The organism is Pararhizobium sp. LjRoot255 (assembly GCF_964252905.1).
Lineage (GTDB): Bacteria > Pseudomonadota > Alphaproteobacteria > Rhizobiales > Rhizobiaceae > Pararhizobium.
In genome coordinates, this window is the sequence record NZ_CAXUPQ020000001.1 from 1,577,324 (window position 1) to 1,601,514 (window position 24,191).

At 61.5% G+C, this 24,191-nt stretch carries 17 protein-coding genes; 9 read left to right on the forward strand and 8 right to left on the reverse strand.

Going from position 1 to position 24,191, the window contains the following annotated elements; genetic code table 11:
• Nucleotides 1–11: 11 nt before the first annotated feature.
• Nucleotides 12–530, reverse strand: a complete 519-nt coding sequence (gene lptE, locus ACSQ2W_RS07785; protein ID WP_436085745.1) for an LPS assembly lipoprotein LptE — start codon at nt 528–530, stop codon at nt 12–14.
• Nucleotides 517–3,147, reverse strand: a complete 2,631-nt coding sequence (gene leuS, locus ACSQ2W_RS07790; protein WP_436085746.1) for a leucine--tRNA ligase — start codon at nt 3,145–3,147, stop codon at nt 517–519. The genes lptE and leuS overlap by 14 nt, the downstream gene beginning before the upstream one ends.
• A 248-nt stretch (nt 3,148–3,395) precedes the next feature.
• On the opposite strand from leuS, the gene ACSQ2W_RS07795 reads away from it, so the two are divergent.
• The gene (locus ACSQ2W_RS07795; protein ID WP_436085747.1) at nt 3,396–4,055 is read left to right on the forward strand and encodes a YggS family pyridoxal phosphate-dependent enzyme; all 660 of its coding nucleotides are present in this window, start codon (nt 3,396–3,398) and stop codon (nt 4,053–4,055) included.
• A gap of 128 nt (nt 4,056–4,183) precedes the next feature.
• Here the strand turns inward: ACSQ2W_RS07795 and ACSQ2W_RS07800 are convergent, their stop codons facing one another.
• Complete coding sequence (locus ACSQ2W_RS07800; protein WP_436085748.1) at nt 4,184–5,065, reverse strand: LysR substrate-binding domain-containing protein; 882 nt, start codon at nt 5,063–5,065, stop codon at nt 4,184–4,186.
• A gap of 139 nt (nt 5,066–5,204) precedes the next feature.
• Between ACSQ2W_RS07800 and ACSQ2W_RS07805 the strand changes: the two genes are divergently transcribed.
• Nucleotides 5,205–5,591: an ectoine synthase gene (locus ACSQ2W_RS07805; RefSeq protein WP_436085749.1), complete on the forward strand. Its 387-nt coding sequence runs from the start codon at nt 5,205–5,207 to the stop codon at nt 5,589–5,591.
• 127 nt (nt 5,592–5,718) lie between these two features.
• On the opposite strand, the gene ACSQ2W_RS07810 is transcribed toward ACSQ2W_RS07805, so the two are convergent.
• Nucleotides 5,719–6,420, reverse strand: coding sequence for a DUF1013 domain-containing protein (locus ACSQ2W_RS07810; protein ID WP_436085750.1), 702 nt, complete (start codon nt 6,418–6,420; stop codon nt 5,719–5,721).
• A gap of 236 nt (nt 6,421–6,656) precedes the next feature.
• Between ACSQ2W_RS07810 and acs the strand changes: the two genes are divergently transcribed.
• On the forward strand, nt 6,657–8,609 hold the full coding sequence (acs, locus tag ACSQ2W_RS07815; protein WP_436085751.1) for an acetate--CoA ligase: 1,953 nt from the start codon (nt 6,657–6,659) through the stop codon (nt 8,607–8,609).
• Between the two features lie 43 nt (nt 8,610–8,652).
• On the opposite strand, the gene ACSQ2W_RS07820 is transcribed toward acs, so the two are convergent.
• Together ACSQ2W_RS07820 and ACSQ2W_RS07825 are read right to left on the reverse strand one after the other, a co-directional pair.
• Nucleotides 8,653–9,123: a thermonuclease family protein gene (locus ACSQ2W_RS07820; protein ID WP_436085752.1), complete on the reverse strand. Its 471-nt coding sequence runs from the start codon at nt 9,121–9,123 to the stop codon at nt 8,653–8,655.
• A 49-nt stretch (nt 9,124–9,172) separates the two neighbouring features.
• A complete protein-coding gene (locus tag ACSQ2W_RS07825) occupies nt 9,173–9,373 on the reverse strand; it encodes a DUF1674 domain-containing protein (protein WP_436085753.1) in 201 nt (66 codons plus the stop codon).
• Nucleotides 9,374–9,498: 125 nt separating this feature from the next.
• Here ACSQ2W_RS07825 and htpX point away from each other — a divergent pair, with 125 nt between their 5' ends.
• From htpX to purH, 4 genes are all read left to right on the forward strand, one after another.
• On the forward strand, nt 9,499–10,458 hold the full coding sequence (gene htpX / locus ACSQ2W_RS07830; RefSeq protein WP_436085754.1) for a zinc metalloprotease HtpX: 960 nt from the start codon (nt 9,499–9,501) through the stop codon (nt 10,456–10,458).
• A complete protein-coding gene (locus ACSQ2W_RS07835; protein ID WP_436087704.1) occupies nt 10,449–11,873 on the forward strand; it encodes an RsmB/NOP family class I SAM-dependent RNA methyltransferase in 1,425 nt (474 codons plus the stop codon). Before htpX ends, ACSQ2W_RS07835 begins: the two co-directional genes overlap by 10 nt.
• Nucleotides 11,874–12,078: 205 nt before the next feature.
• Entirely contained in the window at nt 12,079–13,764 is a 1,686-nt protein-coding gene (locus ACSQ2W_RS07840; RefSeq protein ID WP_436085755.1) for a heparinase II/III family protein, read from the forward strand.
• Nucleotides 13,765–13,888: 124 nt separating this feature from the next.
• The gene (gene purH, locus ACSQ2W_RS07845; RefSeq protein ID WP_436085756.1) at nt 13,889–15,502 is read left to right on the forward strand and encodes a bifunctional phosphoribosylaminoimidazolecarboxamide formyltransferase/IMP cyclohydrolase; all 1,614 of its coding nucleotides are present in this window, start codon (nt 13,889–13,891) and stop codon (nt 15,500–15,502) included.
• Nucleotides 15,503–15,687: 185 nt separating this feature from the next.
• Here purH and ACSQ2W_RS07850 read toward each other — a convergent pair whose 3' ends face one another.
• Nucleotides 15,688–17,079, reverse strand: a complete 1,392-nt coding sequence (locus tag ACSQ2W_RS07850; protein ID WP_436085757.1) for an MFS transporter — start codon at nt 17,077–17,079, stop codon at nt 15,688–15,690.
• Between the two features lie 44 nt (nt 17,080–17,123).
• Nucleotides 17,124–21,911 (reverse strand): NAD-glutamate dehydrogenase, encoded by a 4,788-nt coding sequence (locus ACSQ2W_RS07855; protein WP_436085758.1) that lies wholly within the window; start codon nt 21,909–21,911, stop codon nt 17,124–17,126.
• Between the two features lie 287 nt (nt 21,912–22,198).
• Here ACSQ2W_RS07855 and pdxY point away from each other — a divergent pair, with 287 nt between their 5' ends.
• Together pdxY and ACSQ2W_RS07865 are read left to right on the forward strand one after the other, a co-directional pair.
• Nucleotides 22,199–23,074, forward strand: a complete 876-nt coding sequence (pdxY, locus tag ACSQ2W_RS07860; protein WP_436085759.1) for a pyridoxal kinase PdxY — start codon at nt 22,199–22,201, stop codon at nt 23,072–23,074.
• A 213-nt stretch (nt 23,075–23,287) separates the two neighbouring features.
• Nucleotides 23,288–23,929, forward strand: coding sequence for a carbonic anhydrase (locus tag ACSQ2W_RS07865; protein ID WP_436085760.1), 642 nt, complete (start codon nt 23,288–23,290; stop codon nt 23,927–23,929).
• Nucleotides 23,930–24,191: the final 262 nt, after the last annotated feature.

Genomic DNA, 24,191 nt, shown 5'->3' on the forward strand with positions numbered 1-24,191 from the left:
CGCCACCTTGATCAGCGGCCGAGCGCCGCCGCTATGTCCGCCCGGATGATTTCGGCCAGTTCGGTGGCCGCGCGCTTCTCGGCGTCGCGGGTGGCACGAACCTTGGCGAATTCCTGCTCGGGGAAGTCGACAAGGGCAACCGCACTGCGATTTCCGGAGCGGACGGTTTCGCCGCTGTCGGCACGTGTCAGGTTGTAGTCGGCCCTGACGACGACGCGGCCCGCACCGGCGGTGTCGGATTCCTGATCGTAAAGCACGCCCATGACCTCGCTGGTGGCGTTCAGTGCCATCCTGTACTCCGGATGCGCCGGTTCGCCCGCGCCACCGGATGTCAGAAACACCAGTGCGTTGCGGACCTCCTGTTCGACGCGATCGTCGGCATCGGAAATCTCGATCGAGGCGAGCGCCTTCGCCGGCTTGCCATGCGGCCCCTCGGAATAGAGCGGCTTCACCTGGCAGCCCGCCAGGGTTACGAAAGTGCCGATTGCCAGAAGTTGTGCGTATCTTTGAGCTTTTTCAGACAACGACATTCACGATCCTCTGGGGCACGACGATGATTTTCTTCGGGCTCTGGCCGTTCAGTGCGGCCTTGACGGGGTCGAGCGCGAGGACCGCGCTCTCGATCGCAGTCTGATCTGCGTCGCGCGCAATTGTCAAATCACCACGCTTCTTGCCGTTGATCTGAACCGGCATTGTTACCTCGTTCTCGGCAACCAGCGCCTCGCTAAAGGCCGGCCACGCCGCCTGCGCCACCAGACCCGTACCACCGATCTCCTGCCAGCACTGCTCGGCAAGATGCGGCATCATCGGCGCGACCAGGTTGATCAGGATCGCGGTTGCGTCCTTGACGGCGGCAACGGTCTCAGTATTGGCGGTCCCTTCGGCTACCTGCGTCAGCGGATTTGCAAGCGCATTCACCAGCTCATAGAGGCGCGCCACGGCCTTGTTGAAGGCCAATTTGTCATAGTCCGCCTGGACAGCTTTGAGCGTTTTGTGGGCGAACTGTGAGATCGCCAATGCAGGACCGCTGGAAGCGGGCTTTGCCTCGATGGCCTTCAGCGCGCCAGATGCTTCCGAGACCAGCCGCCACAGGCGCTGCACGAAGCGGTGTGCGCCTTCGACGCCGGCTTCCGACCAGATGACGTCCCGATCCGGCGGAGAATCCGACAGAACGAAGAACCGAGCCGTGTCGGCGCCATAGGAGGCGATGATGTCGTCGGGATCGACGACGTTCTTCTTCGACTTCGACATCTTCTCGATCGAGCCGATGGTGATGGGTTCGCCGGTTTCAATTAGCGTCGCCCCGCGCTTGCCATCGACTTCCTCGATCCGGATTTCGGCCGGCGTGATCCATTCGCGCTGAGCGCCCTCACCCCGGCTGTAGGTCTCGTGCACGACCATGCCCTGGGTGAAGAGGCCCTTGAAGGGTTCGTCGAGACCGGCGTGGCCGGTTGCTTTCATTGCCCGGGTAAAGAACCGCGAATAGAGCAGATGCAAAATCGCGTGCTCGATGCCGCCGATATACTGGTCGACCGGCAGCCAGCGATCGACGACGGCCGGATTGGTTGGGTTGTTTTCCCACGGCGCGGTAAAGCGGGCGAAATACCAGGATGAATCGACGAAGGTATCCATCGTGTCGGTTTCGCGGCGCGCGTCCTTGCCGCAGTGCGGACAGGCGACGTGCCGCCAGGTCGGATGGCGATCGAGCGGATTGCCCGGCTTGTCGAAGGTCACATCATCAGGCAGTTTTACCGGCAAATCGGCCTTCGGCACGGGCAGCACGCCGCAATCATCGCAATGGATGACCGGGATCGGGCAGCCCCAGTAGCGCTGGCGCGAAATGCCCCAGTCGCGCAGGCGGAAATTGACCTTGCGCTCGGCCTGCGGCGCATTGCCGATCGTGGTGTTTTCCAGCGTCGCCGCGACTTTCTCGAAGGCATCTTCAATGGAAAGACCATCGAGGAAGCGTGAATTGATCATCACGCCGTCGCCGACATAGGCCTCGTCGTTGATCGTGAAACTGCCCGCATCGCCGTCCCTCGGCATCACTACGGCAACGACCGGCAGGCCGTATTTGCGGGCAAAATCGAGGTCGCGCTGGTCGCCAGAGGGGCAGCCGAAGATGGCGCCTGTGCCGTAGTCCATCAAAACAAAATTGGCGACGTAGACCGGCAGTTCCCAGCTCGGATCAAGCGGATGCCTGACCCGGATACCGGTGTCGATCCCCTTCTTCTCGGCTGTCTCGAGCGCGGCCAGCGACGTGCCGGCGCGGCGGCATTCGTCGCAGAACGCGGCGATCTCGGCGTTTGCGGCAGCGGCCTGTTGCGCCAGCGGGTGATCGGCGGCGATTGCCAGGAAGGAGGCGCCAAACAGCGTGTCCGGCCGCGTCGTATAGACGGTCACTTCGGATGCCTCGGCACCGCCGGCGCCCGGCACGATTTCCCACCGGATCGTCAAACCCTCCGACCGGCCGATCCAGTTCTTCTGCATCAGCCGGACCTTCTCCGGCCATTGGTCGAGCGTGTCGAGCGAATCGAGCAGGTCCTGGCTGAAGTCGGTGATGCGGAAGAACCACTGTGTCAGTTCGCGTTGTTCGACCAGCGCGCCGGAGCGCCAGCCTCGGCCGTCGATGACCTGCTCATTGGCAAGAACCGTGTTGTCGACCGGATCCCAATTGACCTTGGATTGCTTGCGATAGACGAGACCTTTTTCGAGGAAGTCCAGGAACAGGTGCTGCTGGTGCTGGTAATAATCGACATCGCAAGTGGCGAACTCACGCGACCAGTCGAGTGACAGGCCCATCACCTTCAGTTGTGCCTTCATCGAGGCGATGTTCTGGTAGGTCCAATTGGCCGGATGCACGCCGCGTTCCATGGCCGCATTTTCCGCCGGCATGCCGAAGGCGTCCCAGCCCATCGGGTGCAACACATTGTACCCACGAGCGCGCTTGTAGCGCGCAACGACGTCGCCCATCGCATAGTTGCGCACATGGCCCATATGGATGCGGCCTGACGGATAAGGAAACATCTCGAGCACGTAGTATTTTTCGCGCGGATCGTCGTTGTTCGTCGTGAAGACGTTGTTCTGCTCCCATTCCTGTTGCCAGCGGGGTTCAGCATCGCGCGGATTGTAACGTTCGGTAGTCATATGATCGATGTTCCGGAAATTTGGGCGAGGGAAAATCACTCCCTCCGATGTTTGGCGTGACCTTCACCATGAAACAAGCGTAGCGTCAAGTTTTGGAAGGCTTTGCGGGCAAATCTTTGAGCATTCGGACAGTCGGCGGCGATAACGCCTTGGCATTCGCGTCCTGTTTGACTATTGCGCCAAAAAGGCTGGTTTTCTGATGCCCGGAGGACCGGCGTGGTCAAAGGATTGTGGTGGAGACGGTGGCGATGAGCGTGGAAGAACGGTTGAATGATGTCCTGAGCCGGATTCGCAACGCCGAGGCCGGTGCGAACCGGGCCATGGGCTCCGTCTGCCTGGTCGCTGTGTCAAAGACATTTGACGCCGAGGCGATCCGGCCGGTGATTGAAGCGGGGCAGCGGGTCTTCGGCGAAAACCGGGTGCAGGAAGCGCAGGGCAAATGGCCGGAGCTTCGCGCGGAAACCCCCGGTATCGAACTGCATCTGATCGGCCCGCTGCAATCCAACAAAGCGGCCGATGCGGTTGCCATCTTCGACGTCATCGAGACGGTCGACCGGGAGAAGATCGCCAGAGCTGTGGCCGCTGAGATTGTCCGCCAAAACAAGCCAGTTCGCCTCTATGTCCAGGTCAACACCGGCCTCGAGCCGCAAAAGGCCGGCATCGCGCCAGATGAAACCGTTGCCTTCGTCGCGCTGTGCCGGGAGATGATCGGCATTCCGATCGAAGGCCTGATGTGCATTCCGCCGGCGGATGAGAATCCGGGACCGCATTTTGCGCTGCTCGCCAAGCTAGCAGCGCGATGCGGGCTGACAAAGGTGTCTATGGGCATGTCGGGCGATTTCGAGGCCGCCGTCCAGTTCGGGGCCACAAGTGTGCGCGTCGGCTCGGCGATCTTCGGCACGCGTTGATCTGACGCATTCTGCTGGCTGGCCCCTTTCGCGGTTCCGCTGCGTCGCGGAAGCCGGAAGATGCCGATCGACGATCCGGCCGTGCCTGAAGAAATCTCGGTACCGCTGCAGGCATGCAGCACCTCTGGTTAGCCGAATTCGCGGAAACTTTCCGCCAGACCGCAAAACCAGTCCCGGAATTTGATGGCGCCGCCGCTTGGTGGCTTGGCGGTAACCAGAAAATAGCTTTCGTCCGTCAAGGTCTCGATGTCGGAAAGAATAACGAGATCGCCACTGTCGAGTTCACGGCGAAAGACCTCCGTCGGGCAGAGCGCAATGCCGTGGCCGGCGATCACGGCTGTCGCCAGCAGATTGAAGTCCTGGAACACCGGGCCGCGCAACGGACCGTCCATTTGCAATCCCGCTCTCCTGCACCAGTTCAGCCAGCGATCCGGCGTCTCGTCGTGCAGGAGGTCGGCGGCGGCGATCTCTTGGGCGGTCTGCGGCTTGCCCCGGCGCGCAAGATAGGTCGGGCTGGCAACCGGCCGGTTGGCCCGGGAAAACAGCCGGGTGCACTCCCGTGTCTCGCTTCCATCTTCGCCAAGTGTGATCAGGACGTCGCAATCGCCCTCGCGAAACCGTTGCTCACCCATCGCATAGATGACGCGCACGTTGATGTCCGGATTGGCGTTCAGGAAGTCCGGAAGGGCTGGAATGAGCCATCGCGTGGCGATTGAGGCAATGCAGGCGACCGTGAGTTCGCCCGTCGCCTTGATGCGGAAGGCGCGGGTCTCCGCTTCGATCCGCGCCAGGCTGACGGACAGCGTCTGCGCCAGCGCCACCGCGTCGGGCACAAGCCGAACGCTGCGCTTTTCCCGCAAAAACAGCGGCCGGCCGAACCAGTCTTCGAGCAGACGAATCTGATGGCTGACCGCGGCATGCGTGACATGTAGCTCGTCTGCGGCACGCGAAAAGCTGTTGAGCCGCGCGGCGGCCTCGAAGACGCGCAAAGCGCTGAGTGACGGCAGCATAGTCAAGTTTTCCTTACAGGAACGGCGAGAAAGCATCATTTGTCGAGAGAAAAAATGCAAGCGATACAGGCAATCGGAGAGAGATTGTGACCCTCCTTCAATCCCAACGTCAAATGTTCCTGAAGAAAGGCCAAAGCCGATGTTCGTTCGCAGTCTGAAGCAGGTTGAGGATACCCCGCATTTTGTCGAATGGGGAAGCGGCACCAGCCATCGTCTGCTGACCGAGCGCGATGGCATGGGTTTCACCGTCTGCCACACCGTGGTGCGCGCCAACACCACCTCGCTGCTCGAATATCGAAACCACCTCGAGGCATGCTACTGCATCGCCGGCAACGGAGAAGTCGAGGATATGGCCGGTAACGTCTTTCCGATCGCGCCGGGCGACATCTATGTGCTGGACAAGAACGACAAGCATTACCTGCGTGGCGGCAAGGACGGGGACCTGATTCTGGTCAGCATTTTCAATCCGCCGCTCAAGGGCACGGAGCGGCACCGGCTGGATAGAAGCGAAGGTTCGGCCTACTGACGATCTTTCTTCCCGCCAAAACTCCCTTTCACGCGACGGACGTCGCGTGGCAACATCGAACCACATTTTCCGAGCACAAAAAAAACCCGGATCGGGCAATCCGGGTTTTCCGTTCGGAGTGGTTCGATCAATAGTGATCGTCTTCGTCTTCGTCCTTGCGGCCGGACTTGAGCGACTTGAGCTTGGCGAAAACGGCGTCGGCATCCATTTCCTTCTCTTCTTCGCGCTCATAGGAGAACGGCAGTTTTTCGGTTTCCTTCGATGCTTCGAGCGTCGCGCCGAGCTCGGCAGCGGTCGGCAGCGGCCGGCCCTTCGATGCGCGTTCGACTTCGAGGTCGAGGTCGATCTGTGTGCAGAGGCCGAGCGTGACCGGATCCATTGCCGTCAGGTTGGTCGAGTTCCAGTGCGTGCGATCGCGGATCTGCTCGATCGTCGATTTGGTCGTGCCGACGAGACGCGAGATCTGGGCGTCCTTCAGTTCAGGATGGTTGCGCACCAGCCAGAGGATGGCGTTCGGCCGGTCCTGGCGCTTGGAAACCGGGGTGTAGCGCGGGCCCTTGCGCTTGTTGTCCGGAACGCGAACCTTTGGTTCGGAGAGCTTCAGCTTGTGGTTCGGGTTGGCTTCGGCGCGGGCGATTTCGTCGCGCGACAGCTGGCCGGTTGAAATCGGGTCGAGGCCCTTGATGCCCTGCGCCGATTCACCGTCCGCGATCGCCTTGACCTCCAGCGGATGCAGCTTGCAGAACTGGGCGATCTGTTCGAACGACAGAGCAGTGTTGTCAACAAGCCATACGGCCGTCGCTTTGGGCATAAGCAGTTGTTGAGCCATGGGTATAGTCCTTCTGTCCGTCCGCGCCGGTGTCGCGGGCCGTGGGGTGTAACCACTTAATTTCCGGGAAATTAGCGCCTCTATACCCTCGTCGTCGCATAAATGCAATTCTTCTCGCAGAAATGACCTTTTGTCTAATTGCCGCCGGGTGTTGACCTGATATGAATGACGCCCGGAGCAGACGCGCACGGGGAGTTGTGCCGTCCAGAAATGCCTGCGCAGGGAGGAAAATCTGCATGTCCGTGAAAACCTATCCGGTCCTCAAACCGGCGAAGCAACGTGCCCTGATCGACAACGCCACCTATCGCAGGTGGTACAAGCAGAGCGTCGCCGACCCAGAGACGTTCTGGGGCGAACATGGCAAGCGCATCGACTGGTTCAAGCCCTATACCAAGGTCAAGAATACAAGCTTCGAAGGCAGGGTTTCGATCAAGTGGTTCGAGGACGGCCTCACCAACGTCTCGTACAATTGCATCGACCGGCATCTGGAAAAACGCGGCGACCAGGTGGCGATCATCTGGGAGGGCGACAATCCCTATGACGACAAGAAGATCACCTATCGCGAGCTTTACGACCATGTCTGCCGCCTTGCCAATGTGCTGAAGGCAAACGGTGTCAGACGAGGCGACCGCGTCACCATCTATATGCCGATGATCCCGGAAGCAGCCTATGCGATGCTCGCCTGCGCCCGCATCGGTGCCATTCATTCGATCGTCTTCGGCGGTTTCTCGCCCGACGCGCTGGCCGGCCGCATCGTCGACTGCCAATCGACCTTCGTCATCACCGCCGACGAAGGCTTGCGCGGCGGCCGGTCGATCCCGCTCAAGGCCAACACCGACCAGGCGATCGAGATCGCCAGCCGGAACGGCGTCGAGGTGAAGTCCGTCGTCGTCGTCCGCCGCACCGGCGGCAAGATCAACTGGTCCGCGGGTCGCGACATCTGGTATCATCAGGCCGTCACCACGGTGAAAGCCGATTGTCCGCCGGCGAAGATGAAGGCGGAAGACCCGCTGTTCATCCTCTACACCTCGGGCTCGACCGGCAAGCCGAAGGGTGTGCTGCACACGACGGGCGGTTATCTCGTCTATGCCTCGATGACGCATCAATATGTCTTCGATTATCATGACGGCGATATCTACTGGTGCACGGCCGATGTCGGCTGGGTCACCGGCCATTCCTACATCGTCTACGGACCGCTCGCCAATGGCGCGACGACATTGATGTTCGAGGGCGTGCCGACCTATCCGGATGCCGGCCGGCTGTGGGACGTGGTCGACAAGCACAAGGTCAACATCTTCTACACGGCGCCGACGGCGATCCGCGCGCTGATGGGCCAGGGCGATGCCTTCGTCACCCGCTCGTCACGCCAATCGTTGCGCACCCTCGGCTCGGTCGGCGAGCCGATCAACCCGGAAGCCTGGGAATGGTACTATCATGTGGTCGGCGAGGGCCGTTGCCCGGTGGTCGATACCTGGTGGCAGACGGAGACCGGCGGCATCCTGATCACGCCGTTGCCCGGCGCGACGGCGTTGAAGCCGGGATCGGCCACGCGGCCCTTCTTCGGCGTCCAGCCGCAGCTGGTCGATAATGAGGGCAAGGTGATCGAGGGTGCGGCCGACGGCAATCTCTGCATCACCGACAGCTGGCCCGGCCAGATGCGCACCGTCTATGGCGACCACGAACGCTTCATCCAGACCTATTTTTCGACCTACAAGGGCAAATATTTCACCGGCGACGGCTGCCGCCGTGACGAGGATGGCTATTACTGGATCACCGGCCGCGTCGATGATGTCCTCAACGTCTCCGGCCACCGCATGGGTACCGCCGAGGTCGAATCAGCGCTGGTCAGCCATGATGCGGTTTCGGAAGCCGCCGTCGTCGGCTATCCGCACGATATCAAGGGCCAGGGCATTTATAGCTACGTGACGCTGATGGTCGGCCAGCAGGGGTCGGAAGAGCTGCGCAAGGAGCTGATCTCCCATGTCCGCAAGGAAATCGGCGCCATTGCCTCGCCGGACAAGATCCAGTTCGCCCCCGGCTTGCCGAAAACCCGCTCCGGCAAGATCATGCGCCGGATTTTGCGCAAGATCGCCGAAGACGATTTCGGCTCACTCGGCGATACCTCGACGCTTGCCGATCCGCACGTGGTCGATGATCTCATCGCCAACCGGCAGAACAGGAAAGCCTGATCTCCTGCCTGAGCCATTCCTGACCCGGGATGGCTCGGCACCTCTACCAGACGGACGAACAGTTTTCCTTCTTGTGTCCACCGTCATAGGGCGTCACGTAACCGGCCGACAGCATTTCCTGAGCCGGATTCCGCCCGTTGGAAAAACTGATATCGGCGACCACCCGGCCAAAATACTTGTCTCCCGATATCCGCATCAGCTGGATGTCGTGTTGGTTTCGGGTCAGGTCCGTCAAGGCGGCGCGCGCCTGCTGGCCGGCATTGCGGGTTGCTGCACAGGATGATTTCAGCTCCGGTGCGTCGATGCCGCGCAATCGCACATAGACTTCCATGGTTTGCTGCGGCCAGGGCTTTGCCGCGACCAGGATCGTGTCTCCATCGATGACGCGGATGATCTCCGCGCTGACCGGCCCGGTGATTTCGATTCGTTTGCCGGATTCGAACGCAGAAGCGTCGAAGGCCAGAAGTGGCGCGATCGAAGCGGCGAAGCAAAAGGAGCGGGTGCGAGATGTCATGATAGGAAAATATACCGATCAATCGCACCTTGCAACAGGAATTATTTCCTTAGAAGTCGATTGCCCGCCCATTGATCTCCCAATCGCCGAAACGGGCCGGTTCCGCTCCGCCGCGGCCACCCAGTTCCTCCGGCAGGTTCAGCGGCTCTTGGCGCTTCCTGCGCTCTTCCGCCTCGGCCAGGGCGCGTTGGGCCACAGGCGAGAGCGGTTTGCGGAGTTCAACCAGGGAGTTATCGTTGTCGTTTTGCATGCGAGACCCAAAATTTCCGCGAAAATGTTGAAGAATGCGGCCGATGTCACCATCATATAGGAACCTTGTGTGGAAACGGAACCGTGATTCACGTGAAACATTGCTGAACTTCTGGAGATTGACCGATGAACCTCGTGCGCACCGCGATGCTTCTGGCCTTCATGACCGCCTTGTTCATGGCGGTCGGCTTCCTGATCGGCGGCAGGGGCGGCATGATGATCGCGCTTCTCATCGCCGCGGGCATGAATTTCTTCTCCTATTGGAATTCCGACCGCATGGTGCTGCGCATGTACCGGGCGCAGGAAGTCGACGAACGCACCGCCCCGGAATATTACCGTATCGTGCGTGACCTGGCGAAAAATGCCGGACTGCCGATGCCGAAGGTCTATGTCATAGACAATCCGCAGCCGAATGCCTTCGCCACCGGCCGCAATCCGGAAAATGCTGCCGTTGCCGCCTCCACCGGACTCCTCAACGCGCTAACCTATGACGAGGTTGCAGGCGTCATGGCACACGAACTCGCCCATGTGCAGAATCGCGACACGCTGACGATGACGCTGACGGCGACGCTTGCCGGCGCCATCTCCATGCTCGGCAATTTTGCCTTCTTCTTCGGGGGCAATCGTGAAAACAACAATCCGCTCGGCTTCGTCGGCGTGCTCGTGGCGATGATAGTCGCGCCGCTCGCAGCCATGATCGTGCAGATGGCGATCAGCCGGACGCGTGAATATTCCGCCGACCGGCGCGGTGCGGAGATCTGCGGCAAGCCGCTGTCGCTCGCCTCCGCGCTCGCCAAGATTTCGGATTTCGCCCATCAGGTGCCGAATGTGGAGGCCGAGCGCAATCCGGCCACCGCGCATATGTTCATCATCAATCCGTTATCCGGCGAGCGCATGGACAACCTGTTTTCCACCCATCCGGCGACGGAAAACCGCATCGCGGCACTTCAGCAGATGGCGAGTGAGATGTCTGCGGTCTCGACGGCGACGGTCAGGGCTGATAGTCCGGTGCGCAAATCGCGCTCCGTGCCGCCGACAGGCTGGGGTCGCGGTGGTTCCGAACCACCGAAAGGTCCCTGGTCTTGACGTCCGACGAAAATAAAACCGCTTCGCACCCGAAACGAAATAGCCGCAAACCGGGTTCCGTTAAGAAAGGGCCGGAAAATCAGGCCTTCGCGCGCAGCGACAAGCCTGGCCTCCAAGCCCGGCAGGCGGCGGCCAAGATGCTGGCGGCGGTGGTCGATCGCAAGACCTCGCTGGATGGCATGCTCGACGCCGCAAACGGCAATCCTGTTTATCGCGAGCTCAACGAAGCCGATCGCGCCCTAGTGCGGGCTATCCTGAACTCGGCTCTGCGCCAGTTGCCTCGCATCGAGGCAATGATCGGCTCACTGCTGCAGACGCCGCTGCCGGAGGGCGCGCGGGCGCTGGACCACGTCCTTGCCGTTGCGGCCGCGCAAATCCTCTATCTCGATATCCCCGATCATTCCGCCGTTGATCTCGCCGTCGAACAGGCGCAGACCGACCCGCGCAACAAGCGCTTCGCCAGTCTGGTCAACGCGGTCCTGCGCCGCCTTTCGCGCGAAAAACAAGACCTGCTCGAATCGATCGGTGAGAAGACACCGGCGATCCCCGCTTGGTTCCATAAGAGACTGGTCGACTACTACGGTGCTGAAGAGGCCGCCCGCATCGCCGATGCCTTGCTCACGCCCGCTGCGATCGATTTGACCGTCAAGTCGGACGCAGAAGGGTGGGCGGAACGCCTGAGCGGTCGGGTCCTGCCGACGGGTTCCCTGCGTCTCGCCGGCTTTTCCGGCGGGGTGCCGACCCTTTCGGGCTTCGAGGACGGGGAATGGTGGGTGCAGGATGCCGCCGCCGCCCTGCCCGCGAAACTGTTCGGCTCACTTGCCGGCAAGCGCGTGGTCGATCTCTGTGCGGCACCAGGCGGAAAAACCGCGCAATTGGTTCTGGCCGGAGCGGATGTCACCGCCCTCGACCAGTCGGCAAGTCGCCTAAGGCGTCTTCAAGGCAATCTTGCGCGCCTGGGGCTCCAGGCTGCGACGCAGGAAATCAATATGGCTGATTTCCGCGCGGAAGAGCTGTTCGACGCCGCCCTGCTTGATGCGCCCTGCTCCTCAACCGGCACGATCCGCCGCCATCCGGACGTTCTGTGGACCAAGGGGCCGGAAGACATCGAGAAACTGGCCCTGCTGCAGGAGAAGTTGCTGCGCCACGCACTGACCTTGGTCAAGCCCGGTGGTCTTGTCGTCTTTTCCAACTGCTCGCTCGACAAGCGCGAAGGTGAAGAGGTTGCTGAACGCGTCGTTGCCGAAGGCGGTTGCGAACGCGTCGCCATCGATCCGGCGGATTGGCCTGGGTTGGAAGATGCGATTACGCCGCTTGGCGAATTCCGCACCACGCCGGCGATGATTCCGCCGCAGGATGGTTTTTCCGGCGGCCTTGACGGTTTTTATGCGGTGATCTTGCGCCGAAAAACATAATTTTGGCTGTCAACAGCCCGCTTTCATACGTCAATTGACGCATTGGCCGCGTTTGCCTAACAATGCCGGCACGATCCATAAAAGTTTAATGACTTTTCAGGCACGATCGTGGTCCTGGTAGTATCTGGTGCGGACAGCAATCATTCCGATAGTTTCATGCGGTTTGAAGCCCGGTCCGGGAGTGGGGAGGCACACGGGCTCAACGATGCAGATTTCGGACCGGCAAAGGCTTCTCTATTTGTATCTGCGTGAAGGTTGGCGCCGCTTTTCGCGCCGCCTTGCCTTGGGTCGCAACTCCGCGTTTCGTTTCACCGGCACCACGCCGGATCGCCTGATCGTTGCGCCGACGGATCTGCGGGCTGTCGATTCCTTCGTTGCCGAAGAAATCCTGCAGGGCCGTTTTCCCCTGGCGGGCCGCGTGCTCGATACGGAAGGCCAATCGCCCTTCGAGATCGACCTGCCCTCGCGCGAATTTGCCGTCCGGCTGCATTCCTTCGGCTGGGTTCGTCACATGCGCTCGGTCAAGGAGGAGGCATTCGGGCAACTGCGTCACATCGTCAACGACTGGATCGGCACGCATGGCCGCCTTATCGATGGTGTCGCCTGGGAACCGGACATCATTGCCCAACGCCTGATCGCCTGGCTGTCGCATTCGCCGATCATCCTGCGCAATGCCGAGCATGGCTTCTATCGCCGCTTCCTGAAAAATATTGCATTCCAGGTCCGTTATCTGCGCCACGTCGCTGATACCACCTGCGACGGCGAAGCGCGGCTGCGCGTGCGCATCGCCCTTGCCATGGCTTCCGTCGCCATGCCCGCGTCCGACTCGGCGATCCGCAAGGCCGCCCGCAATCTTGATCTCGAGCTTGATCGGCAGATCCTGCCGGATGGTGGCCACAGCTCGCGCAACCCGCGTGCCGGGCTTGAGCTACTCATTGATCTGCTGCCGCTGCGCCAGACCTATGTCAATCTCGGCCATGATGTCCCGGCCAAGCTCATCCCCTGCATCGATCGCATGTATCCGGCCCTGCGCTTCTTCCGTCATCAGGGCGGCGAGCTGGCGTTGTTCAATGGCGCCACCTCGACGCTGGCCAACGAGCTGATGGCTGTCCTGCGTTATGACGAGACCGCCGGCGCACCGTTTAAAGCCTTGCCGCATATCAATTATCAGCGTCTGGCCGTGAACAATGTCGTTGTCATCGTCGATACCGGATTGCCCCTTTCGCCGGAATTGTCGCGCACAGCCCATGCCGGCTGCCTGTCGTTCGAAATGTCGTCTGGCCGCCACCGTTTCATCATCAATTCGGGATCGCCAAAGTTTGCCGGCGAACGATTCCGCCAGTTGGCGCGGCTTACGGCGGCGCATTCGACCGTCACCATCAACGATCGTTCGTCATCGCGGCTATCCGAGTCGCATTTCCTTGGCCCCATCGTCACCGGCGGTGTCTCCAGGGTTGTCATGAGCCGGCAAGAGGAGGAGGAGGACCGACCGGACGCCGTTATCGCCAGTCATGATGGCTATGTTCAGTCTTTCGGTCTGATGCATGAGCGCGATATCAGTATAAACGGCCAGGGAAATACAGTCCGTGGCCGCGACCGGCTGTACCAGCCGGACGGCGCGGATCCGGCGGAGACCAATCCGGCCGTCGCCGTTGCCCGCTTTCATATCCACCCGGCGATCAGTCTGCGCCAGCACAGCCCGCATGAGGTCTATCTCACGCCGCCCGATGGAGAAAGCTGGCTGTTCACCTGCCGCGACAGCGAGGTCGCGATCGAAGAAGACATTTTCTTTGCCGACCCTTCTGGCGTGCGCAAGACATCGCAGATCACTGTCACTTTCGCTGCGGCCTCACAACCGGAGATCCAATGGATTCTGTCGCGCGAAGCGTGACAACCGGCGAGGCCGCACCCAGGCGAATCAAACGGTTTCTTCATGGGGAAAGCTGTGCTAACGGCAGGCGGACAGTTGCCGGAAGACCTTCCCGATATCCGGCGCGTTACCAAGGAGCTTGATGATGGCTGTTGCCTCCAAGAAAATTCCCGCCCCGGATCAAGTAACAATCCGCACCGCTCTGCTCTCCGTTTCTGATAAAACCGGCATTGTCGAGCTTGCTCGTTCGCTGCACCAGAAGGGCATCCATCTGGTCTCGACCGGCGGTACGCACAAGACGCTGGCCGAAGCGGGCCTGCCGGTCACGGACGTCTCCGACCTCACCGGGTTTCCGGAAGTCATGGATGGCCGCGTCAAGACTTTGCACCCGGGCGTGCACGGCGGCCTCCTGGCCATCCGCGACGACGAAGACCATGTCAAGGCGATGACGACGCATGGCATTACCGGCATCGATCTGGCGGTCATCAATCTCTACCCGTTCGAGGACGTGCGCGCCAAGGGCGGCGATTACCCGACAACGGTCGAAAATATCGATATCGGCGGCCCGGCGATGATTCGCGCTTCGGCCAAGAACCACGCCTATGTCACCGTCATCACCGACGCCGCCGATTACGCGGCGCTGCTCGCCGAGTTGGGCAACGGTGCCGCGACCTCCTTCGCCTTCCGGCGTCAGGTGGCCGCCAAGGCCTATGCCCGCACGGCAGCCTACGACACCGCCATTTCCGGCTGGTTCGCCGAGGTTCTCGACACCCCGATGCCGCTCCACCGCACCATTGGCGGCGTCTTGAAGGAAGAGATGCGCTACGGCGAGAATCCGCATCAGAAAGCCGGGTTCTATCTGACCGGCGAAAACCGTCCGGGCGTTGCGACGGCGACGCTTTTGCAGGGCAAGCAGCTGTCCTACAACAATATCAACGACACCGACGCGGCCTTCGAACTCGTCGCCGAGTTCCTGCCGGAAAGGGCGCCGGCCTGCGCCATCATCAAGCATGCCAACCCATGTGGCGTCGCCACGGGCGCAACCCTGCTCGAAGCCTATGAACGCGCGCTCGCGTGCGATTCCACCTCGGCCTTCGGCGGCATCATCGCGCTCAACCAGGAGCTCGACGGCTTGACCGCGGAGGAGATCGTCAAGCTGTTCACCGAAGTCATCATCGCTCCCTCCGTCAGCGATGATGCCAAGGTCGCCATCGCCGGCAAGCCGAACCTGCGCCTTCTCGTCACCGGCGCCCTGCCCGATCCGCGCGTGCCGGGCCTTGCCGCGAAAACCGTTGCCGGCGGGCTGCTCGTCCAGACCCGCGACAACGGCATGGTCGAGGATCTGGAATTGAAAGTCGTCACCAAGCGCGCACCGACTGCGCAAGAATTGGAAGACATGAAGTTCGCCTTCAAGGTGGCGAAGCATGTGAAGTCCAATGCCGTCGTCTATGCCAAGGACGGCCAGACCGTCGGCATCGGCGCCGGCCAGATGAGCCGCGTCGATTCGGCCCGCATCGCTGGCCTCAAGGCCGAGGAAGCGGCCAGGGCGCTCGGCCTGCCGGCGCCGCTGACGCGCGGCTCGGCCGTTGCGTCGGAAGCCTTCCTGCCTTTCGCCGACGGCCTGCTCTCAATGATCGCCGCCGGCGCCACCGCCGTCATCCAGCCGGGCGGCTCGATGCGCGATCCGGAAGTCATCGCCGCCGCCGACGAAGCCGGCGTCGCCATGGTCTTCACCGGAATGCGCCATTTCCGGCATTGAAGACGGGTCGCTTGAGCCTTGTGGTTCACTCATGTGACTGCTGGCGAGGAGGGGTATGGCGTCGACTCCGTCATGGTCGGGCTTGACCCGACCATCCATGGGTCCGGGAAATGGATCCTCGGGTCGAGCCCGAGGATGACCGGAGTGTTGTAATACACTCCCAAACAACCACCGCCTTGCTCTCCTCACGCCGCTCTATTCGCCGGATAAGGAGTGCGCAGCAGGATCAGCAGCCCGACCGCCAGAAACGCCACCAGAGCCATCATGCCGATGCGGGCCGACCCTGTTGCAAGCGTGATGGTGGCGACGGAGGCCGGTGCGAGAAACGAGGTTGCGCGTCCCGAGAGCGCATAGAGGCCGAAATAGCGCCCCGCCTCATCGGCGCTGACGCTGCGGGCCAGATAGGAGCGCGACGAGGCCTGCACCGGGCCAAAGGCGATGCCGACCAGCAGGCCGAAGACGATATAGGCCTTTTCCGCGGCGGTGCCGAAAAGGCCGCCGGCGTCGGTGGTCGGCAGCTGCAGAAGCCCGAACAGCGTAAAACCGGGGCCGGTCGAGACGATGCCGAGCGTCGCAATCGTCAGGCAGATGAGGCTCGCAGTGACGATCACCTTCGAGCCCAGCTTGGCGTCAAGACGGCTGGCATAGAGGCATCCACCGATCGCCACGACATTGAGAATGATGCCGTAAACGCCAAGTTCGACCGTCTGCCAGGCAAACATGCCGGCTGCGAACGTGCCGCCAAGTGCCAGCAGCCCATTGACGCCGTCCTGAAAGATCATGCGGGCCACTAGAAACCGCAGGATGCCCGAGCGTTCCCGCAATTCTCCGATCGTGTGCCCAAGCTCGGCAAGGCCGGTGCGCACCGCAACGGCCGCAGGCACCGACACCCTCTGCGCGTCCGGCGTGAACAGGAACATCGGCAGGATGAAGATCAGGTACCAGACGGCCGAGATCGGTCCGGTAATGCGCGCATCGGCGCCGGTTGCCGGATCAAGGCCGAACAGCGGGTCCATTCCAAGAATTGTTTTGCCGGATTCAGGACTGCCGGCGAGAAGCGTGACCACGGCGATCAGCACGATCATGCCGCCAAGATAACCCAATCCCCAGGCCATGTTGGAAATGCGACCGATCTGGCTTTCGCTCACCAGCCGCGGCATCATCGAATCGTTGAAGACGATCGAAAATTCCGCCGCGATCGAAGCGAGAATGATGAAGATGAACGGATAGACCAGCGGCGATCCCGGCACAGCGTACCAGAGAAGAGCCAGGGACGCGATCTTGATCACGGCGAAGAAGGCGATCCAGGGTTTGCGCGTGCCGGTCGCATCGGCGATCGAGCCGAGCACCGGCGACAATATCGCGATGATGAAGCCGGAGATGGTGATCGTATACCCCCACATAGCCTGACCATGCACGGGATCGTCCGTGAGCCGGGAAACGAAATAAGGGCCGAAGATGAAGGTGATGATCACCGTGAAGAAGGGCTGGGCAGCCCAGTCGAACAGCATCCAGCCCGCAAGGCCGGCGCGCGATACTCTTGGCTCGTCGCTGGCCCCTGCGGTGATGCTGCTCACTTGATTCTCCACTGTCTGCTCCGCTTGTTTCGGCGCAGACAGTGTCACCTCGCCCTGTCCTGCGCAAGATCGCTGAGAAGACCGGCGGCGACGGTGATCTTGGCCAGCGTCGTTTCGCCCTTCTCCGTCAGTTGCGCCAACTGGTCGGTAATGCGGTTGACCCTGCTGCGATCGCTGTCCTGCCAGGCGAGCACCGGATTCTTTTCCGATTTCCCGTTGGCAAGCGCCGCGATGGTGATCTCGCGGCGGGCATTGGCGATATCGCTGATGCTGCGCGACAGTGCCATCGCCTCATATTGTTCCGTCGCCGAAACGCGCTCGGCTGCGGCCAGAAGCCGGGCGATCCGCAGGTTCTGGGTGACGCCGAAGTAGCTCTGTGCCGTGCGTGCCAGCGTCACGCCGGTCTCGGCGGAAATCTGCATGATCTCTGGCACCAGCGTCAGCAGGAACAGGCCGGCCACTTCGTCGGCCAAAACTTGCGGCACGCCGCGCTCGGCGAAATAGGCCGCCTTCTGGCGCGCCTCTTCGGCTGCGTCCTCCGGAATCGAGGAATGCAGGCTGGGTTTCAGTTTTGTGAGCGCCTGGCGCAGCTTGTCCACTGCCTCGCCGAGTGGCCCGGCGATTGCCCGTGTCCGCAATGTCCGTTCGGTCACGATGGCGAAGATGCGCCCGGCTTCCTGGTAAAGCTCGTTCTGGACCCGGCCGCTGACAATGGTGTCGAGTGCGTCGATTTCCCCCTGAATGCGCGTCAGGTCATAGCCGTCGCGCGCCAGCACCGCGGCTTTCACCACATCGGCCGGCATGAAGCCCGTCTGGTCGATGAGACTGCTGACGAAGGCCGGGCCGCCGCGATTGATCGTGTCGTTGGCGAGCACCGTGGCGATGATTTCTCGGCGCAGCCGGTGTTCGGTGATGTCGCTGGCATGCGCCTTGTGCATCTTCGCCGGAAAATAGTCGCGCAGTGTTGCAAGAAAATAGGGATCATCCGGCAGATCGCTGGCGACGATCTCGTCGAACAGGACGATCTTGGCATAGGACAAGAGCACGCCGATCTCGGCGCGCGTCAGCGCCTTGCCGCTCTGGTAGCGCTCGCTGAGCGCCACGTCGTTCGGCAGCACTTCCACCTTGCGGTTCAGATGCCCGTCGGCTTCCAGCCTTGTCATCAGCCGCGCTAGCGCCGTCCGGTTGCCAGCACCGAGCATCTCGGTGAGCGAGATCGACAATGACTGTTCGTAGTTATTGCGCAGAACCAGCGCCGCCACTTCGTCGGTCATCGAGGCGAGCAGCGTGTTACGCTTGGCGCGTGTCAGGCGCTCGTCTCGCATGGCGGAAGCCAGTGCGATCTTGATGTTGACCTCGAAGTCGGAGGAGTTGACACCGGCGGAGTTGTCGATCGCGTCGGAGTTGCAGCGTCCGCCCTTGAGACCGAAGGCGATGCGGCCGCGCTGGGTGACGCCGAGATTGGCGCCCTCGCCGATCACCTTGGCACCGACCTCGTCGGCCGTAATGCGGATCGGATCGTTGGCGCGGTCACCGACCTCCGCATCCGTTTCGCTCGGACCCCGCACATAGGTGCCGATGCCGCCGAACCACAAGAGATCGACCGGGCTTTTCAGGATCGCCGTCATGATCTCGAACGGTGTTGCCTGTTGCTTGTCGATGCCGATCGCCGCCATCGCCTGCGGCGTCAGCGTCACGGATTTCTCCGTGCGCGGAATGATCATGCCGCCGGCCGAAAGTGTCGTTCGGTCGTAGTCCTGCCAGCTCGAGCGCGGCAGGTCGAACATGCGCTTGCGCTCGGCAAAGGAGCGGGCGGTATCCGGGTCAGGATCGATGAAGATGTCGCGATGGTCGAAGGCGGCGATCAGCCGGATTTTTTCCGAAAGCAGCATGCCGTTGCCGAAGACGTCGCCGGACATGTCGCCGACGCCGGCGACGATGAAGGGCGTCGTCTGGATGTCGATGTCCATTTCGCGGAAATGCCGCTTGACGGTTTCCCAGGCACCGCGCGCGGTGATGCCCATCTTCTTGTGGTCGTATCCGGCCGAGCCGCCGGAGGCAAAGGCATCGTCCAGCCAGAACCCAGCTTCCTGCGCAAGCCCGTTGGCGGTGTCGGAGAAGGTCGCGGTGCCCTTGTCGGCGGCGACGACGAAATACGGGTCGTCCCCGTCAAGCCGCAGCGTGTCGGCCGGGGGCACGACATCCTGGCCAACAATGTTGTCGGTGATCGACAGCAACGTCCGAATATAGGTCTTGTAGGCCTCGGTGCCGGCCTTGAAGATCTCGTCTCGGGTGCCGCCCACTGGCAGCTGCTTCGGATAGAAGCCGCCCTTGGCGCCGACCGGCACGATGACGGCATTCTTCACCTGCTGCGCCTTGACGAGGCCGAGCACCTCGGTGCGATAGTCCTGCGACCGATCCGACCAGCGCAGGCCACCGCGTGCCACCTTGCCGAAGCGCAGGTGCACGCCCTCGACTTCGGTGCCGTAGACGAAGATTTCGCGGAACGGGCGCGGCTCGGGCAGGCCGTCGAGGATTTTCGGATCGAGCTTGAAGGCCAGCATCGCCTTCGGATTGCCGTCTTTATCTCGCTGGAAATAATTGGTGCGCAACGTCGCCATGATGGCATTGACGTAGCGGCGCAGGATCTGGTCTTCGTCGAGGCTGGGGACCGCGTTCAACGCCTGCTCGATCGCCGCCGAGAGCGCCGCCATGCGCTTCGTTCGCGGCTTGTCGTCGAGCGAGGGGTCCAGGCGGGTGACGAAGAGCTTGAAGATGTCGGCAGCGATAGCCGGATACTTGTTCAGCGTCTCGGCAATATAGCCTTGGGAATAGGTGATGCCTGTCTGGCGCAGGTAGCGCGCATAGGCCCGCAGAACGGTCACTTCGCGGGCCGTCAGGCCGGCAAGCATGATCAGCCGGTTGAAGTTGTCATCCTCGATCAGGCCGTTCCAGACGGCGAGGTAAGCTTCTTCCAGCATCGCGGCGCACTTGTCGAGGTTGAGTATGTGCCCGTCCCGATGGACCAGTTCCATATCGTGCAGAACGACGAGGCGCGGCCCGCTCGTAGCGTCGGTGACGGCGATATCATGCGTCTGTTCGCTGATCACCCGGAAGCCGAGATTTTCAAGCAGCGGAACACGATGGGAGAGCGACACCGGTTCGCCGGCGTGGAAGATCTTCAGCTCGAGAGCTCCCGGTGCCTTGCCGCGCTTCTGATAGAAGGCGATGCGGATGGGGTCGGTGGACAGGCAGGCCGCGATATCGTCGAGGTCGGCATAGGCTTCGGCCGGCGTGAACGCTGCCTGATAGGCTTCGGGGACGCTGATTTCGACACCCTTGTGGCGGGCAAGCAGGTTGAACCGGTCGATCCAGCGCGTGACGATCTCGCGCACGGCCTCCTCCAGCTTTGCCTGCGGCACACGGGGTGTCTTGCCGGTGTAGCGCCCGATGATGAAATGGACGCGTGCCAGGCCGCCTTCCGGAAAAGCTGGATAGTAGGCGGAAACGCGGCCGTCATAGATGGTTTTCAGGTAGTTGCCGATCTTTTCGCGGACATCGGAATCATATTGTTCGCGCGGCACATAGACGATCACCGAAACAAACCGATCGAAATGATCGATGCGCGGCAAAACCCGGATTCGCGGCCGGTCGCCGAGTTCGTTGATCTGTTCGCAGAAGCTTGCGAGCAGGCCGACATCGATCTGGAACAGGTCGTCGCGCGGATAGGATTCCAGCGTGTTGGCCAGCATCTTGCCGGAATGGCTCTGCGGATCGTAGCCGAAATGATCGACGATCTTCTCCACTTTGAAGCGCAACAACGGAATTTCCGCTGCCGGCCGCGTATAGGCGCTGGAGGTGAAGAGGCCGACAATGCGCAACTCTCCGGTGACGTTGCCCGCCTCGTCGAAACGCTTGACGCCGATGTAGTCCATATACGCGCGGCGGTGGACGACCGATTTCACATTCGCCTTGGTAACGATCAGGAAATCAGGTCCGTTGAGGAAGGCGAGGATTTCCGGCGTCGTCAGTACCGCGTCCTTGCCCTGGCGCAGGACATGAACGTCCGGATTGGAGAGAATGCCAAGCCCCCGGCCCTTGCCGCGCTCGACCACGGCGCTATCCCCCTTGCCCGAATAGGTGTATTCGCGCATGCCAAGGAAGGTGAAATTGTTGTCGCGCAGCCAGCGCAGGAAGGCCAGTGTTTCTTCACGATCGTTCTTCCTGCGTGAGGGAGCGTGGTTTTCGAGCTCGTTCATTGACTGGTCGAGCAGGGCCGTCATCTGCGTCCAGTCGCCAACCGCGTGATGTACCTGCGAAAGGACATTGCCGACCCGTGCTTTGAGGTCGTCCGCCTCCGCATCGCTTAGCCTGGAGAGATGAATCTGGATATGGCTGACCCGCGAGGCCGGATCGCTCTTTTCTTCCGGATCGAAGAGTTTAGCCGGCTTTCCAGCTTCGAGCACCAGGATGGGATGCACGGCAAGGTGAATATCGCGGTGGGTGGCGGTGACCTCGCCCATGATTGAGTCGTAGAGAAACGGCATGTTGCGGTCGGTGACGGACAGGATCGATACGTCCGTTCCGCCGGGGGTGACGCCATCGATGGATTCGACGGTGATGATCGGCCGGTCGCTTTCGCTCCGGCTCACTTCTTTCAGGGCATGCGCCGCGGTCAGCGCCAGCATCTGCGGCGTATATTGATCGAGATCATCATGGCTTGCTCGGCGGAACAGGATTTCCGGCGAAAGCATCGTCAGTCCAAGTGCCTTGCCGGCCTCGCATACAACTTCAAAGTGCCGGTCTCGTTTCGGATTGTATTTGGCGCCCATGGCAGTCTCTCCCCCGCAATCACCATTTTTGCCGAACCTAACAGAAGAATGGCCGTTGGCGACTGTTTTTGTGGATGTTTTTCGCGCATTTTGAGCGAATTCGGAATGGATTCATGAAAATTTCGGAGAAAATGCACCAATTTTGAAATTAAATCGGTTGTATTCGCTCAGCGATCCTGCTCATCTATTGGACGGCGAAAGGCGCTTTTTCATCTTTTCCTGGTCACAGTTGACAGCGGCATGACTGTCGGGCGATCTGAGGGTGTCGAAATAGCGGAAAAACATGAATGTCCGAGCCTGCACCCGGCGCCGTCATCGTCATTTCAAGCCATGTGATTCGCGGTTCCGTCGGCAATCGCGCCGCGGTCTTTGCGCTTGAGATGCTGGGTTATCCGGTCTGGGCTGTGCCGACGGTCATCCTGCCCTGGCATCCGGGCCATGGCCCCTCGACCCGGGTGACGGTGGGTGAGGACGACTTCAACAGCCTGATCGATGACCTCATCCGGGCGCCGTGGACAGGTGAAGTCCGCGCTGTTCTCTCCGGCTATCTCGGGGCAGCTCATCAAGCAGAAGGGATCGCGCGGCTCGTCGAGGCGCTGAGGAAGAAAAATCCCGACCTTTTCTATGCCTGCGATCCGGTGATGGGCGATGTCGGCGGCCTTTATGTCCCTGAGGCAACAGCGATAGCGATGCGCGACAGGCTTTTGCCGCTGGCGTCGCTTGCCACGCCCAACCGGTTCGAACTGTCCTGGCTCTGCGGCGTTCCGCTTGAAACCAACGCCGCCATTCTTGAGGCTGCTTTGGCGCTCGGGCCGCCGCGCATGCTGGTTACCTCGGCAATCGGGATGATGCACGGCAGCACCGGCAATCTCTATCTCTCCGGCAATCATGCGCTGCTGGCCGAACATCGCCTGATCGACAATCCCCCCAGCGGCACGGGTGACCTGCTCGCGGCGCTGTTTGTCGCCCGGCTTCTGGAGGGGCTGAAGGAGGAACGGGCGCTGCAATTGGCGACGGCCAGCGTCTTCGAAATCATTGCCCGCACCGGCAAACGCGGCGCCGACGAGCTGACGCTCGAGCGCGATGCCGCAAGCCTCGCGACGCCGATGGCGATGGTCCAGATGCGCCGGCTGATGCATCCAAGCCAGAAGCGGCGCTCGTGATGCGGCGGCGCACATCGCTCTTGCCTCCCCCTGCCCTGAGCGAATAAACCGGTTGGACCTTACGCGGGACGAGTTGGGAGATTTCACGGATGTTGCCGGCGGCATGGGCTGCCGGAAATTTGCATGTGCGCGGCGCACAAAGGCTGTGTCCCTCAGGTGGCAAGCGTGCAATGTACATCCCAATTGTCTTAAATAGTCGGAGTGATCGAGCACATGCAGCGTTTTCCGGACCATCTGCTGAACGGCTACAACAACTTCATGAGCGGGCGTTTCAACGAGCAGCAGCAGCGCTACAAGGCGCTCGCCGAAACCGGACAGCAGCCGCAAACCCTCGTTATTGCCTGTTGTGACAGCCGCGCCGCGCCTGAGACCGTCTTCGACAGCGGCCCCGGAGAGCTTTTCGTCGTCCGCAACGTCGCCAACATGATGCCGCCCTACGAGCCGGACGGTCATTATCACTCGACCTCCGCTGCCCTCGAGTTTGCCGTTCAGGTGCTGAAGGTCCGCGATATCGTCGTCATGGGTCACGGGCGTTGCGGCGGCATCAAGGCGGCGCTTGATCTCGATGCCGGGCCGCTGTCGCCCGGCGATTTCATCGGTCGCTGGATGCATCTCCTGAAACCTGCCGCCGAACAGATCCAGAGCAACGACATCATGACCGCCGCCGAGCGCCAGCGGGCGCTGGAGCGCGTCTCGATCCGCAATTCCATCGCCAACCTGCGCACGTTCCCCTGTGTCGATATCCTCGAAAAGCGCGGCAAGCTTAGTCTGCACGGCGCCTGGTTCGACATTTCCACGGGCGAACTCTGGGTTATGGACGCCAAGACCGGCGATTTCGCCCGGCCGGGGATGTGACGGACGTACGCACTTTCAGTTTCTGGCGGCACTATCGCCCCCGTCATCCTCGGGCGAGCATAGCGCGTTCCGGAAATCCTGCCGCACCGCGTCTGCGATGCAAGACACTCTTTCACGCGATCGACGTCGCGTGGCTGGATCCCGGCCCAAGGCCGGGATGACGGAGAGAAATTGGATTGCTCTGAGCGCAAAGCCCATCCCAAACAAAAAACCGCAGCCTGGCTTCCCAAGCTGCGGATGATTTCCTTCCGAAACGGCACCG